The organism is Croceicoccus hydrothermalis (assembly GCF_022378335.1).
GTDB lineage: Bacteria > Pseudomonadota > Alphaproteobacteria > Sphingomonadales > Sphingomonadaceae > Croceicoccus > Croceicoccus hydrothermalis.
Genome location: NZ_JAIQCI010000020.1, coordinates 120,436 through 133,208 on the forward strand (window position 1 = coordinate 120,436; position 12,773 = coordinate 133,208).

At 61.5% G+C, this 12,773-nt stretch carries 13 protein-coding genes; 9 read left to right on the forward strand and 4 right to left on the reverse strand.

Annotated elements, in window-relative coordinates; all coding sequences use genetic code 11:
• Positions 1 to 101: 101 nt before the first annotated feature.
• The 5 genes from K4G67_RS11915 (at position 102) to K4G67_RS11935 (ending at position 3,647) form a co-directional block, all read left to right on the forward strand.
• On the forward strand, positions 102 to 1,031 hold the full coding sequence (locus K4G67_RS11915) for an ArdC family protein (RefSeq protein WP_239806582.1): 930 nt from the start codon (positions 102 to 104) through the stop codon (positions 1,029 to 1,031).
• Between the two features lie 11 nt (positions 1,032 to 1,042).
• Positions 1,043 to 1,483 (forward strand): hypothetical protein, encoded by a 441-nt coding sequence (locus K4G67_RS11920; protein WP_239806583.1) that lies wholly within the window; start codon positions 1,043 to 1,045, stop codon positions 1,481 to 1,483.
• Positions 1,484 to 1,702: 219 nt separating this feature from the next.
• Positions 1,703 to 2,638: a DUF2493 domain-containing protein gene (locus K4G67_RS11925; RefSeq protein ID WP_239806584.1), complete on the forward strand. Its 936-nt coding sequence runs from the start codon at positions 1,703 to 1,705 to the stop codon at positions 2,636 to 2,638.
• A 70-nt stretch (positions 2,639 to 2,708) separates the two neighbouring features.
• Complete coding sequence (locus tag K4G67_RS11930) at positions 2,709 to 2,978, forward strand: hypothetical protein (protein WP_239806585.1); 270 nt, start codon at positions 2,709 to 2,711, stop codon at positions 2,976 to 2,978.
• A gap of 270 nt (positions 2,979 to 3,248) precedes the next feature.
• Complete coding sequence (locus tag K4G67_RS11935) at positions 3,249 to 3,647, forward strand: single-stranded DNA-binding protein (protein WP_239806586.1); 399 nt, start codon at positions 3,249 to 3,251, stop codon at positions 3,645 to 3,647.
• Positions 3,648 to 3,712: 65 nt separating this feature from the next.
• On the opposite strand, the gene K4G67_RS11940 is transcribed toward K4G67_RS11935, so the two are convergent.
• Positions 3,713 to 3,979, reverse strand: a complete 267-nt coding sequence (locus K4G67_RS11940; RefSeq protein WP_239806587.1) for a DUF6437 family protein — start codon at positions 3,977 to 3,979, stop codon at positions 3,713 to 3,715.
• A 336-nt stretch (positions 3,980 to 4,315) separates the two neighbouring features.
• Here K4G67_RS11940 and K4G67_RS11945 point away from each other — a divergent pair, with 336 nt between their 5' ends.
• The 4 genes from K4G67_RS11945 (at position 4,316) to mobF (ending at position 10,837) form a co-directional block, all read left to right on the forward strand.
• Positions 4,316 to 4,537 (forward strand): hypothetical protein, encoded by a 222-nt coding sequence (locus K4G67_RS11945; RefSeq protein ID WP_239806588.1) that lies wholly within the window; start codon positions 4,316 to 4,318, stop codon positions 4,535 to 4,537.
• A 680-nt stretch (positions 4,538 to 5,217) separates the two neighbouring features.
• Complete coding sequence (locus K4G67_RS11950) at positions 5,218 to 5,547, forward strand: hypothetical protein (protein ID WP_239806589.1); 330 nt, start codon at positions 5,218 to 5,220, stop codon at positions 5,545 to 5,547.
• Complete coding sequence (locus tag K4G67_RS11955) at positions 5,537 to 7,882, forward strand: type IV secretion system DNA-binding domain-containing protein (protein ID WP_239806590.1); 2,346 nt, start codon at positions 5,537 to 5,539, stop codon at positions 7,880 to 7,882. Before K4G67_RS11950 ends, K4G67_RS11955 begins: the two co-directional genes overlap by 11 nt.
• A 45-nt stretch (positions 7,883 to 7,927) precedes the next feature.
• Entirely contained in the window at positions 7,928 to 10,837 is a 2,910-nt protein-coding gene (gene mobF / locus K4G67_RS11960) for a MobF family relaxase (protein WP_239806591.1), read from the forward strand.
• A gap of 102 nt (positions 10,838 to 10,939) precedes the next feature.
• Here mobF and K4G67_RS11965 read toward each other — a convergent pair whose 3' ends face one another.
• Genes K4G67_RS11965 through K4G67_RS11975 form a run of 3 tightly spaced genes read right to left on the reverse strand, consistent with a single transcriptional unit; the run spans position 10,940 to position 12,768 of the window.
• Complete coding sequence (locus K4G67_RS11965) at positions 10,940 to 11,368, reverse strand: ubiquitination-like system serine protease family protein (RefSeq protein ID WP_239806592.1); 429 nt, start codon at positions 11,366 to 11,368, stop codon at positions 10,940 to 10,942.
• Complete coding sequence (locus K4G67_RS11970) at positions 11,361 to 12,530, reverse strand: ThiF family adenylyltransferase (RefSeq protein ID WP_239806593.1); 1,170 nt, start codon at positions 12,528 to 12,530, stop codon at positions 11,361 to 11,363. Before K4G67_RS11970 ends, K4G67_RS11965 begins: the two co-directional genes overlap by 8 nt.
• On the reverse strand, positions 12,505 to 12,768 hold the full coding sequence (locus K4G67_RS11975) for a multiubiquitin domain-containing protein (protein ID WP_239806594.1): 264 nt from the start codon (positions 12,766 to 12,768) through the stop codon (positions 12,505 to 12,507). The genes K4G67_RS11970 and K4G67_RS11975 overlap by 26 nt, the downstream gene beginning before the upstream one ends.
• Positions 12,769 to 12,773: the final 5 nt, after the last annotated feature.

The following is a 12,773-nucleotide window of genomic DNA, read 5'->3' on the forward strand; positions in this document are numbered from 1 at the left end:
GCGTTTTCGCTGATTATCGCCTGCCTAAGAGGCGGAGAGGGGAGGGAGCTTTGCTCTTCCTGAGCCGGGGCATTTCCGTCCCGGCGATCAGGAGAACTCCCATGACCAGATCCCGCCGCACTGCTTCAGCTTCGCCAGCCCAGCGCATCACCGCCGCCATCATCGAAAAACTCGAGCAAGGCACAAAACCCTGGGTCAAGCCATGGCGCGGTGTGCCGGTCTCGCGGCCCTTGCGCTCCTGCGGGACGCCCTATCGCGGCATGAACACCTTCTGGTTATGGATGGTGGCCGATGGCTGCGGCTACGCCTCGCCTTACTGGATGACCTATCGCCAGTGTCAGGCGCTCGGCGGACAAGTCCGCAAGGGCGAGAAATCGACCATCGCGATTTTCTACAAGAGCTACACCAAGGAGGTCGAAAACGCCGAGGGCGAAGCGGACACCGAGAACCGGCGCGTGCTCAAGGCCTACGCCGTGTTCAACGCTGACCAGTGCGATGGCCTCCCTGCACTCTACCATCCCAAGCCGCTGGTTGCCGCGCTGGAACCCGAAGGACGTGAAGACCGGCTCGATGCCTTCTTCGCCCAAGTGGGCGCCAACCTGCGGCATCATGGTGCGCAAGCCTATTACGAACCGCTGCACGACCGCGTCACGATGCCGCCAGCCGAACTCTTCGAAGCCTACGACCACTACTATACGACGCTCGCACACGAGCTGTCGCACTGGACGGGGCATTCTTCGCGGCTCAACCGCGATCTCAAGAACCGTTTCGGTAGCGACGCCTATGCCGCCGAGGAACTGATTGCCGAACTGTCCTCAGCCATTCTTGGAGCAGAACTGGGTCTTCCGGTCACCCACCTCGACCATCACGCCAGCTACATCGCGTCCTGGCTCAAGATCCTCAAATCGGACGAGCGCGCGATCCTCACCGCTGCGGCCAAGGCCGAGGAAGCGGCCAGCCTGTTGCTTGACCTAGGGGGGCACCGATCCAGCGAAAGCGAGCCCGACGTCGATCTCGCTGATGCAGCCTGAGGAGCAGTGAGATGGGACGTTCCGTCAGCTATCCGCCCGGCTCCGTGGTGGCCTTTCGCCTGCTCGATGACAGCGAAGACGAAGATATCGACTGGGCCTACGAATGCCTCGTCGAAGAGATCATCGATGCCACGAGGGCGGCCTTCCCTTCCTTTCAGCGCTTCGATGGATGGCGCGGCCGCGAGGATCGCATCCTCCTGCGCAATGCCTTCGTCGATTGCGGCATATCGACCTATTGCGGGCTCGCCGCGATCTGGCTCGCCGAACGCGATGATGCCCAGTACTGGGAGGCGGATTTCTACATGCCACGAACGGCAAGGGCACGGCACTGGCTTGGCCAGGTCTCGGGTAGGTTCATCGACCTGTTGGGTGAGTTGCGCCTGGTCGGTCGGTTCTCGAATGGCGATGCGATCTTCGAGCGCTCCCGATCCGCTTGCGCTGCCGGGTCCTGATTCTGCCTCATCCCTGTCCGCCGGGAGAGACCCTTGGGCCGGTCGGGGCGCGCCGCAACCTGCGGCCCGTCGGCCCGTGTTGCCCGCGCCAGCCTAGGGCCGCAGGTTTCCCGCTGCGCGGTGCGTCTCGCCCCTTCTCCCGGCCCTGATCGGGCTCCGGCGGACAGGGCCGAGGCAATGGTGCCTCCTCTCCTTGTCCCCGCGATCAGGAGACACCCCATGTACGACAGCTTCATCGACCAGTTGAGCGGCCTTGAACTCTCAGGCCTCAGCATCCGGCCAGCCCCATTTAACGAAACCGACTTTCCCTGTGAGGACGCGATCGAGCAGACGCTTGGCGCCGTATGGTCTGACCTTTTCGCGATGTTTTCCGACACGGTCCTCGAGGCCGATGCCGAGGATATTGCCTGGGGCATGGTCAATCTCTTCCACCGCGCTGCCAGCCGCAAGTCGGCTCAGCTTGATCGGGCCAGCGACGAGATCCGTGTTCTGCTCGCATCCGCCGATGGGTCAGAAGTGCATTCGAGCAATCTTGAAGAGCAGGTCGAGCGCGCGCAGGCTGCCGAAGCCAGCATGCTGGCGTTCGAGCAGATGCGCGAGGCTGCAGCAGCACTCTACCGCGACGAGACCGGTTCCTCTTGGAAGCCTGTTTCCGGCTCGCGAACGAGCCATTCGCGAAACCTCACATCGGCCGTGATCGATGCCCGCGATTTCCTCCGCGCGCGCGCCGAGAACCGGCGTCACGCCTTGATCCCGGAAGGCACTCCGGTCGTCTTCGCCGGCGGTCGCCAGAGCTTTGAAAGCGCCGAGGACGCGCGCGCCTACGCCGACAATATCTGGGCCACGCTGGACAAGGTTCGCGATGCAGTTCCCGATCTCTTCCTGGTCCATGGCGGCGACGGCAAAGGTGCCGATCGCCTGGCCGCCAGCTGGGCCGAGCGCCGCGAAGTGCAGCAGCTCACCTACTCGCTCGATCGTCGGCTTGGCGCGCGCGCCGGGTTCAAACGCAACGAACAGATGCTCTCGCTCAATCCGCGCTACATTGTCGCCTTTCCAGGTAACGGCGTGACCGAACGGCTCGTCATTGATGCCAAGGCACGACGTATCACCGTGGTCGATCGTCGCGGTTTGTTGGGCACCTCTCCCGGGTCCTGAGGGGCCCTTCGTCATCAATATCTGAATTGCCCGGATGTGCATTCGGCGCAGACCCGACTATGGACGGGTCATGCAACTTGACGATCTGCTGCAGCGCTACTTTGCCACCACCGACCTCTCCGGGGTTGCTCCCGACACGTTGTCAGCCGGCATCGAGCATTGCCGGGTCGATCTCGGCCTTGAGGAGGACCGAGGCAAGCGCTTTGCACTGTGGTCGTTCCTGCACATGTTCGGGTCCGCCCCCGATCTCGATGTGGCGTTCGAAAACGAGGAGGACCGGGAGGCCGCGCGCAACTTCATGGATCTGCTGGCGGCATCGGAAGGCGAAGGCGAAGCCTGATTGCAAGCGCCGGTCACGGCACCTTCAGACCCGCACCCGATACCCATCCGGCTTTCTTCGCGAACAGTCCTGAACCAGGTCAGCTGAGGACAGCAACCCGTTCCTTTCCGGCCGTGTTGTCGCGCTTCGCGCGCCTGCCCGCACCACCCGTCATGAACAGGTTTCCCTTGGAGCTTCGCTCCTGCGGTGCAGTCCTCCCATGCCCTGCTTCGTCTGGATGTTCGCAAGCCGGAGATGGTCTCCGGTTTGAGGAACTGAAGGACTATTATCATGACCAATATCGCAATCCTCACCGGTCGCATCGCCCGCGATCCGGAAACCCGCGAGACCAAAGGCGGCACCAACGTTACCGGGATCACCGTCGTCACCGATCGTCCCGCACGCGACAAGGACGGCAAGACCTACAAGGACGAGAACGGCTACACCGCCAAGGAAAGCGAGTTCCACCGGGTGACCTGCTTCAACGGCCTCGCCAAGACCGTCGGCCAGTACTGCTCCAAGGGCCAGCTGGTTTCCGTCCAGGGCCGCATCCACTACACCCAGTGGGAGGACAAGGACGGGGTCACGCGCTACGGCACCGAGATCCTCGCCGACAAGGTGGACTTCCTCACCCGCGGTAACGGATCGAGCGACGACAACGACAACACCGACGCTCCCGAGATCGACTGACATTCATCATTGATCTCGATCCGAAGGGGTCCTGTCCAAACCGGACAGGGCCCCTTCTCCTTGTTCTAACCGGACGATGCCAGGGGTTCGCGAGCAGTGGCAGGGCCGGCTCCTTCCAGCCGCCGCAGGCCTTCTTCTTCGCCCAGCTTGCCGAGCAGTTCACCGGCCCTCCTGATGCCCTTCTTCGAGAAGGCCTCGATACCGGTGCCGAGCAGCGCCTGGCCCAGTTCAATGGCAGCCTTCTCTTCCAGTTCGCGCTGACGCTGGTCGAGCGCTTCCCGGTCGGCTTCAAGTTTCTTCAATGCGGCAATCGCGCTTCGTTGCGACGGCATATGGGGGTCCTTTCCTCAATCCCCTTGTGGCGGCAGCCCGCACGCATCCTGCCCCGGATCCAGGCATGTAGGAAAATGAATTCTGACCTCGCGCCAGCAGGAAAGGTGAGAGGGTCCTAGCTTACGGAACTCCCATGCTGACGGGAATGCAACCACCGCGTCAAGGACGGCGGGGCCCCACGATTTTGCCTCCCCTTCGCTGGCGCTACGGTCCGACAAAACCGTTACCCCCACCGCCGCGGGCGCGGTCGCCCATACGGGCGATCCTGTGACCCGGCGGCCGCATCCCCGTCCGCCAACCTCCTGTCGGCTTTCCGACAAAATCAGGAGGATATCATGGCTACACTTGCAACGGTTCAGACCACTTCCAACAGCTACTTCGAGGCACTTGCCACGGCCGAACGGCGGGCATTGCACAGCTTCTTCGACCAGCACGTGATCGAGGACGACGATCTCGGATACTTCGCACTCGACGAGGGCGACTACAACGCGCTCCCGGCACACCTGACACACCGCGTAGTACATACGGTCCATGGGGGCATGCTCGACGAATATTGAAACGCCAAACGGGGCGGGGCCGGTAACGGTTCCCGCCCTTCTTTCATGCTCGCCTGCGTTGGCAACGGTCCGAGAAATTGAGCGGGGCTGTGGACGCGCTCTGTCCCGCGCATCTCGCGATGCGCTCCTGAGGGCGCGGCCTGATTTGTTTTTAGGCCCCGCACGCACTTGCGCACCGGAACCGGGTCGGACCAGCGCGCGCGGCAGGACCGACAGACCCCGTTCCTGCCGCTCCACACGTGGTCCTTTGCCGGTCCCTCTCGCGCAGGTGCGGTCTCTTGTTTGGAATGGAGACTGGGACAGATCGTTCGCGAACTTGGGCCAGTTTGAGGGTTGCTCACGCTCCCTTGGTAAGGGTGGTCAATCACCCTTGAGACAGAACAGCCAGAGTCACTGGCCACGACCCGCGCAATTGGGGACGAGATGCACACCGGACGCAGCGCTGCCGCCTTTGTTCTTTTAATGTTCTCAATGCATTGCGGTGCAAATTCGCGGTGTGCATCGACCGATTTGACCGCAAATCGCGAATTGGATTCGCAAATTGGCTGCAATTCACCTTAGTCTAACGCCTTGGAATAGATAGGGAACTTTTCGTTTTCCTACATGGCCTTTCCTATTTAGTGTGATCCTCGCCTTCCGCAGGCCGAACCAGGCTCCTTGAGCACAAGGAGCTTGGAAAAATGCAACGTTACAGGGTCCTCCAGACCTACGTCCCGCAGCTGATTGCGGACTGGATTCTGGAGCAGTCAAACACCCGCGATACAAGCGTGAGCGTGGTCATTCGTGACCACCTCGTCACGGCATGGAACCGCGACAACGATAGCGCTGACCGTCCCGGCGGGAGCGATCCGGCTCGCCAGATGGTGTTCCTCACCACGGCGCTCGATGCGCTGCTGGCAAGCCATTCCGACGACAATCTGCGCAAGCGAACCCATGCCGCCTACCACCGCCGCCTGGCCCAGCTCGGCTTCATTCCTGCGCGTGCGAAGGAGGCCGGCGATGAAGAATAGTATCGTCAACTTCACCCGCGGCACCCAGCTCCTGGGACACTTCGGCTTCATGTTTGCAGCCGGCTTCAAGCTGCCGCTTATCATCTCTGCACTGGTTATGCTGGGGATCTGCTGGTGGCAGGTCAGCAGCGCGCTTGATGACTACCAGGCCTACCTGTTGTGGATGCATCTTTATGCCTCGGGCTACATGTTCATGGAGTTCGATCCCGCCAAGCTCGTGAACCTGCGCCTGCCCGATGGCGACATGATTGCGTTCCCCATGGCAGTCGTCAGGGACTTCCCGCCGATGCGCGAAGCCTGGACCTTGTTCTTCGCCACCGTGAAGCAGGCGGTAGTGCTCTCCACGGTCTGCCTTGTGCCGCTCATGGCACTCTTCTGGTGGGTCGCCGAGCATTTCGGCGAGAAGTCCAAAGCCAGGCGCCATCTGCGCGGTGCCAAGCTTGTATCGCTACCCGAACTCAAGGCCGACATCGCCCGCCACAATCGCGGCAAACGCGCCCTCGAGTATGGCCGCGAGCTGGGATGGAAATGGCGACTTGCTGGTCGCAACGCATTGCGGGAAGCGGGTCTCTATTCGCCCGCGCATCTGGCCGGCGTCAGCTACCCCTGGCGGCAGGAACAGGGGCACGGCATGCTGGTCGGCACAACCGGGATGGGCAAGACGGTGGCGCTCTTCGAACTCGTCGACGAGATCAGACAGAGGGGAGAACGCGCGGTCATCTTCGACCTCACGGGGGCCTTTATCGAGGCCTTCTACGAGCCTGAATGCGACGTTATCCTGAACCCGCTTGATGCCCGCTGTCCGGCCTGGAGCGTGTTCAACGACTGCACCACCAGTTCCGAGTTCCATGCCGCTGCGGAATCGCTCGTACCGCATGACGGCGGCGGAGCAGAGCAGTTCTGGGTGCTCGCAGCACGTACCCTGTTCGTCGAGACATGCCTCAAGCTGGTCGAGAAAGGCAGGGGCACCAATGCGGCGCTCGCAAGCGATATGATGAACGCCAATCTCTCCGACCTGCACGACCTGCTTGCGGACACGATGGCAGGGCCGATGACCGATCCGCAGGCCGCGAAAATGGCGGAATCGGTCCGCGCCGTGTTCAACGTCAACGCCAAGGCGCTGCAACTGCTGCCGACCGAAGGCAAGCCCTTCTCGATCCGCGACTGGGTGAAAGGCGGCGGCAAGGAGGGATCATTCCTGTTCCTCTCGGCGCGTTACGCCGACCTCACCGTCCTCTCGCAGATGCTCACGTTGTGGCTCGATACGGCGATCAACACGCTGATGACCGGACGGACCTCGTCTGACCTCAGACTGTGGTTCCTGATCGACGAGCTGGGCGCGCTGCATCGGCTTCCTTCGCTTGAGAAGGGCTTGCAGACCGCGCGCAACTACGGCGGCGCCATCGTCACCGGCGTGCATGCCTATGCCAAGCTCAAGGAGGTCTATGGAGAGAACATGGCGATGACCTTGTCATCGCTCGCCAAGACCAAGCTTATGCTGGGCACTGCCGACCGCGAGACGGCCACCTGGTGCTCCGACACTGTCGGTCACCGAGAGGTGCGCGAGGTCGAAGAAAACCAGAGCTACGGGCACAACAATGCCCGCGATGCTGTGAGCCTGACCGCCCGCCGCGAGATCGCCCCCCTGCTGCTTCCTGACGAGTTCATGGGGCTCAAAAGCCTTGAGGGATACATCAAATTTCCCGAAGGGCTTCCCACCGCACCCATCACGCTTGAGCCCCAGGATTGGCCCCGCGTGGCCGAAGGGTTCATCCCCCGCGACACACCGAAGCTCGCAAGACTTGCCGCGAGGCCGGTCTCCGTTGAACCCGATGATGACGACGAAACCGGGCATCGAGGCGGCGACAGCGACGATTCCGGTGAACGTCGTCGCCATGACGAGAAGCACCGCGGTCAGGACTTCGATAGTGATCGGGAGAAGCAGACTAGCCGGAGGTCACGACGCAAACGCGTACGAGACCGGTCGAATGAGGAAGCGCGGAACAGGCATTCGGTTGTCGAACGTGAAAGGTCGGTTCGTGGCGAAGACCCCGCCAAGGCGCATGGGCGCGCAAACCAAGAGGGTAATCGGCAAAGCGAACTACCGCTAGGTACCGACAAGGATCGGGCGCGCGATGTGACCACCAAGGGTCGCTCCGTGAAGGATGGTGAGGATCATGATCCGCATCGCGACAAGGTGGGCAGAGAGGGACGCAATCGTGCCGACCATGAGCGCCGACATCAGGGTCTGTTGGGTGGTGCTGCACACGACAGGGACCGCGACAAGCCCGAGCGGGACGAACCCGACGTGGGCGATATCGAGCCCGATCTCTGATGCGTGGGCGCGCGGCAGCAGTGGGCTCGTTGGAGGACTAGGGCGATGCTCTCAATTGCCAATGTGCGTTCGCCTTCTGCTGCCGCCAGCTACTTTGCCGACGACAATTACTATGCCCGGGCCGATGCCGATCGGTCCGGGCAATGGGTCGGCGAAGGCGCGAAATCGCTCGGCCTATCGGGGCGCGTCGAGACGAAGCAATTCGATGCGCTCTTGCGCGGTGAGCTCCCCGACGGATCGAGCGTCGGCAATCCTGGTCAGCCGCACCGGCCGGGCACCGATCTCACATTTTCGCTACCCAAGAGCTGGTCGCTGCTGGCGCTGGTCGGCAAGGATGAGCGGATCGTTATCGCCTACCGCGAGGCGGTAACGGAGGCCCTCAAATGGGCCGAGAAGAACGCCGCAGAAACCCGCCTTGTCGAACGCGGCAAGGTCAGGACCGTGACAACCGGCAACTTCGCCATCGGCCTCTTCCAGCACGATACCAACCGCAACCAGGAGCCAAACCTGCACTTCCATGCGGTCGTGGCCAATGTGACCCAGGGCAAGGACGGGAAATGGCGCACGCTCAAGAACGACAAGCTCTTTGCGCTCGGGACGCTGCTTAACTCGATGGCCATGGCGCGGTTCCGGATCGCAGTCGAGAAACTCGGCTACGAAACTGGCCCTGTTGGCCAGCACGGCAATTTCGAAGCCCGCGGGATCACCCGCGAACAGGTCATGGCCTTCTCCTCGCGGCGCAAGGAAGTGCTCGAAGCGCGCCGTGGTCCGGGGCTGGAAGCAGGCAAGGTGGCGGCGCTCGCGACCCGTTCGCCCAAGCAGCCGATCGAGGATCGCGCGGTTCTGGGCGAGCAATGGCAGACGGCTGCGCAGACTATCGGCCTCGACCTTCCGCGACTGGTTGATACCGCGAGGACGCGGGCCAGCGAGCGTGACGCTGCCGATGCAAAAGTCCCCAATCTGGTCGAGCGGGGCCTGGCGCTGCTCAAGGACTTTGCGGCAAGCATCAAGGGCAGGGAACGCGATCCGCTTGTTCCGGACCATGTCCTCAAGCGGGGGCCTCAAGAGATAGCGGCGGCGCAAGCCGTAGCATCTGCAGTGCGCCACTTGTCGCAGCGCGAGGCAGGCTTTGCGCGTGAAGACCTGTACAAGGCAGCACTCGATTTCGGGCTACCTACCACCATCGCGCAGGTCGAGAAGGCGGTTCGCTCGCTGGTGCGCTCTGGACAGCTGCTGCGGGGCAAGGGCGAGCACAAGGGGTGGCTGGCAAGCCGCGAAGAAGTCGAGCGCGAGGCGCGCATCCTCGCCTGGGCAAATGAAGGAAAGGGCGCGGTCGAACCCATCCTCACCCAACGGCGGGCCGACGCCAGTGTCCAGGCATCGGCTCTTGTCAATCAGGGCTTCAAACTGAACGAAGGGCAACTGGGCGCTGCCCGGCTCATCCTGACATCGCGCGATCGTACCATTGCTGTGCAGGGCGTGGCCGGTGCGGGGAAGTCGAGTGTGCTTAAGCCTGTCGCCGATGTGCTGCGCGAAGAAGGCCACAAGGTTCTAGGCCTCTCGGTCCAGAACACGCTGGTGCAGATGCTCGAACGTGACACAGGTATCGAGGCGCAAACGCTCGCGAGCTTCCTCAGGCGATGGGGAGCGATCACCGAGGGGGAAGGGCGGTCCGGCCTCGATCGCGAGGCGAGCAAGGAACTGGGCGGAAGTGTGCTTATCCTTGACGAGGCGTCGATGGTCTCGAATGCCGACAAGGAACAGCTTATCCGCATCGCCAATCGCGCCGGTGCCATGCGGCTTGTTCTGATGGGAGACCGCAAGCAACTGGGTGCGGTCGATGCCGGCAAGCCGTTCGACCTCCTGCAACAGGGAGGCATCGCGCAGGCGCAGATGAACACAAATCTGCGCGGCCGCGATCCGGTCTTGCGCGAGGCACAGGCAGCGGCGCAGGCGGGGCTGGTTCGCACGGCGCTAGACCACCTCAAGGGCAACATGGTCGAGGCCAAGGGCGATGGAGCGATCGTCGCGGCTGAGCGCTGGTTGGCGCTCTCACCGAAAGAGCGGGAGCGAACGGCAATTTATGCCTCGGGCCGCAAGATCCGCGCCGCCGTCAACGAGGCAGTCCAGACCGGCCTTGCCGCCAATGGCGAGATCAGCCCTGAGAAGATCCAACTGGAGGTTCTCGACCGCGTCAATCTCACGCGCGAGGAACTGCGCTACCTTGCTGCCTACAAGCCAGGAATGGTCCTAGAGGTCGCGAAACTCGAACGCACACTTGGGCTTAGGCGCGGCGAGTATTCGGTGCGGAAGGTCGACGACCAGAAGGACATCGTCGAGCTTGAGGACAGGCAAGGCAAGCTACGCACGCTCAAGCCGTCGCGGATCGGGCGTACAGGCAAGAACGACAATCTGGCGCTGTTCGACCGGCGCAAACTTGAAGTCCACCAGGGTGACCGCATTCGCTGGACGAGGAACGATCATCGTCGCGGACTGTTCAATGCCGACCAGGCTCACATTGTCCAGATCGATGGTGCTCGCGTCACCGTCGAGACTTCCAAGGGCGTCGAGAACAGGCTCGGCAAGGACGATCCGATGCTAAAGCGTCTCGACCTTGCCTACGCGCTCAATGCCCACATGGCGCAGGGCCTCACCTCCGACCGCGGCATTGCCGTGATGGACAGCCGCGAGCGCAACCTTGCCAACCAGAAGACCTTCCTCGTGACTGTCACGCGCTTGCGTGATCATTTGACTCTCGTGGTCGACAGCGCCGCAAGACTCGGGGCGGCAGTCTCGAAGAACAGGGGCGAGAAATCATCGGCGCTTGAGGTGACTGAGCGTTTGAAAGTGGCCGCGCAGGTCGGGGCGGGCAAGGATGTAACTGAGAAGAACCCCAAGGCTCCCGAGCCGGAACTCGCCAAGGAGCGCAATCGCTCCATGGACTTTGGGATTTGAGGGGAGGTCCTCCGCGCAATGGTGAGCTTGAGCTCCATTGAGCCGACCACTTGGATGGTGTCAAACCACCATGATGGCACGCCCCAAGGCCAATAAGCCCGATCAATTTATTAGCCAGCCGAACCAACGCTTCCAGAACCCCGGCTTTTTCAGCGTCTTCTTGCTTGATGTGCTACTTAGGGTGCCGATTCCGTAGTGATGCTCCTTGCTTCTGCGATCATTCGCGCGTCCGGCGTTAATCTCTTCGTCGGTCCAGTCTCCCGCCCAGTGGACCTGATTCTGCCTGATCCAGTAATGCGAACGGCACGGGAAGCTCCAGTTCCCGATTGATGGTGACAGCGAAATGGAAACTCCGTCGAACACCAGCTTCCAGTCGGTCGGCGAGAAGGGGGTGACCACCTCCATCCCGCACCCGCAGGCGCAGCTATGAATAGCCGTCGCAAAATCAATCGAGATGTAGATTTTGCCTTGTTCGATTGTCGCTGGAATGGTGTCTACAAATTCTGGACTGAGGTGGGCGCGCTTATTCATTCGACATGTGGTTCCCGTCTATTGTGTAGTTCGCGTTCATCTCGCCTTCGAGGTCGAGATAAATCCCGTTCAGTTTTTTCCATTTTATCACGGCAAGGCACGCGTTGAGCGCGTTAAGTTCCGCAATCTGCACATTTTTCGTGTAGGCGGCATCTTCCTCGCAATCGCCGAACCGGACGAACTTCCGCAACGTGTCGCGGTCCTCGGGCGTGCTGGTGCTGGTGCGGACCACGCCAAGCAGCTTCCCGTCGGCGATTTCGACGCCCATGCCGACATCGATGAAGCTCTTTCCCGTTGCTTCCAGATGGTCGACGATCTTCTCCTTCGCGCTTCCCTTGTCGACGCAGATGAAGATGAAGTCGAGTTCGTCCAGTTCGGCCAGATTGGCTTCGGTGATGTAATAGGGGTGGGGCACGACGCCCTTGCGGAAAACGTCATAGATGGCTGCGTAATGATCGGCCTTCATCGGCCTGTCACGCAACGTCTCAGCCGATACCGCGCCAGGGCAGCGGAAAGCGTTGTGCTGAATAAGGTCGTCGCCATCATAGAGGTGGATCTCGGCCACCCAGCTCTTGGCAATCAGGTCGAGGACGAAGGAACCGCTTCCTCCAAGGCCGACAATGCCCACCTTCTTACCAGCAACGCGCTGCGCCATGTCGGTAATACCAGCGAGGCCGGAGGCATTGTCGAGGTAGCGGAAGGGACTGTCGGGTTCATCAATCTGGGTCACAGCATGAGTGCGCCCCGTTGCTCCTGGCTCAAGCTGCTGCGCATGAACCGATATCATCTCGGCGTAGGTCGTTACCTTCGCATAATAGTCAGGGTAGGGGCCTGTGGTCGGCTTGCATGAGAACGAACGTGTGACGGTATTCCCGTCGCCAATCACTTCGTTCTTGATGCTGTGCTTCATGTATGCCAGCTCCTTGCCATTCTTGTCGCAAGGATGGTCGCCGGTGAATTTCATCACATGGGTTTTTGGTGCCAGCGTCGTGTCATCGGACAGGCGCAGCTCGCTTACCAGCGCGGCGCGCTTCACGGTCTTGTCCGCCGCAACATAGGGAATGTTGCTGACTACGAGCTGCCCACCCACGATGGACAGCTCATAGCCATCATCAAACAGCCGCTTCAGATCGTCGCTACGACTTATCAGTTGCGGTAACATTGAAGATAGTTCCCTTCTTGACCTTCACGCATTCGCCTTCGGCAAGAGTGCCTTCGGGCTTGTTGCCCATCGCCTTGCGGTAGGTGATCGTGAAGCAGATGTTCTGGCCGGTCGGCGGATTGTCGAAAGCCAGCTTCACCAGTTCGTCGAAGCAGATTTCTTTGCCGTTCACGACATTCTCGCGACCGTTCACGATGACCGTGGTTTCCTTCTCTTTCTTGTCTTTGTCGTTCGTCATGCGAA

Excerpts from the sequence above, each read along its gene's own strand:
- K4G67_RS11915 (WP_239806582.1), top strand. The coding sequence starts at position 102 with ATGACCAGATCCCGCCGCACTGCTTCAGCTTCGCCAGCCCAGCGCATC.
- K4G67_RS11920 (WP_239806583.1), top strand. The coding sequence starts at position 1,043 with ATGGGACGTTCCGTCAGCTATCCGCCCGGCTCCGTGGTGGCCTTTCGC.
- K4G67_RS11925 (WP_239806584.1), top strand. The coding sequence starts at position 1,703 with ATGTACGACAGCTTCATCGACCAGTTGAGCGGCCTTGAACTCTCAGGC.
- K4G67_RS11930 (WP_239806585.1), top strand. The coding sequence starts at position 2,709 with ATGCAACTTGACGATCTGCTGCAGCGCTACTTTGCCACCACCGACCTC.
- K4G67_RS11935 (WP_239806586.1), top strand. The coding sequence starts at position 3,249 with ATGACCAATATCGCAATCCTCACCGGTCGCATCGCCCGCGATCCGGAA.
- K4G67_RS11940 (WP_239806587.1), bottom strand. The coding sequence starts at position 3,979 with ATGCCGTCGCAACGAAGCGCGATTGCCGCATTGAAGAAACTTGAAGCC.
- K4G67_RS11945 (WP_239806588.1), top strand. The coding sequence starts at position 4,316 with ATGGCTACACTTGCAACGGTTCAGACCACTTCCAACAGCTACTTCGAG.
- K4G67_RS11950 (WP_239806589.1), top strand. The coding sequence starts at position 5,218 with ATGCAACGTTACAGGGTCCTCCAGACCTACGTCCCGCAGCTGATTGCG.
- K4G67_RS11955 (WP_239806590.1), top strand. The coding sequence starts at position 5,537 with ATGAAGAATAGTATCGTCAACTTCACCCGCGGCACCCAGCTCCTGGGA.
- mobF (WP_239806591.1), top strand. The coding sequence starts at position 7,928 with ATGCTCTCAATTGCCAATGTGCGTTCGCCTTCTGCTGCCGCCAGCTAC.
- K4G67_RS11965 (WP_239806592.1), bottom strand. The coding sequence starts at position 11,368 with ATGAATAAGCGCGCCCACCTCAGTCCAGAATTTGTAGACACCATTCCA.
- K4G67_RS11970 (WP_239806593.1), bottom strand. The coding sequence starts at position 12,530 with ATGTTACCGCAACTGATAAGTCGTAGCGACGATCTGAAGCGGCTGTTT.
- K4G67_RS11975 (WP_239806594.1), bottom strand. The coding sequence starts at position 12,768 with ATGACGAACGACAAAGACAAGAAAGAGAAGGAAACCACGGTCATCGTG.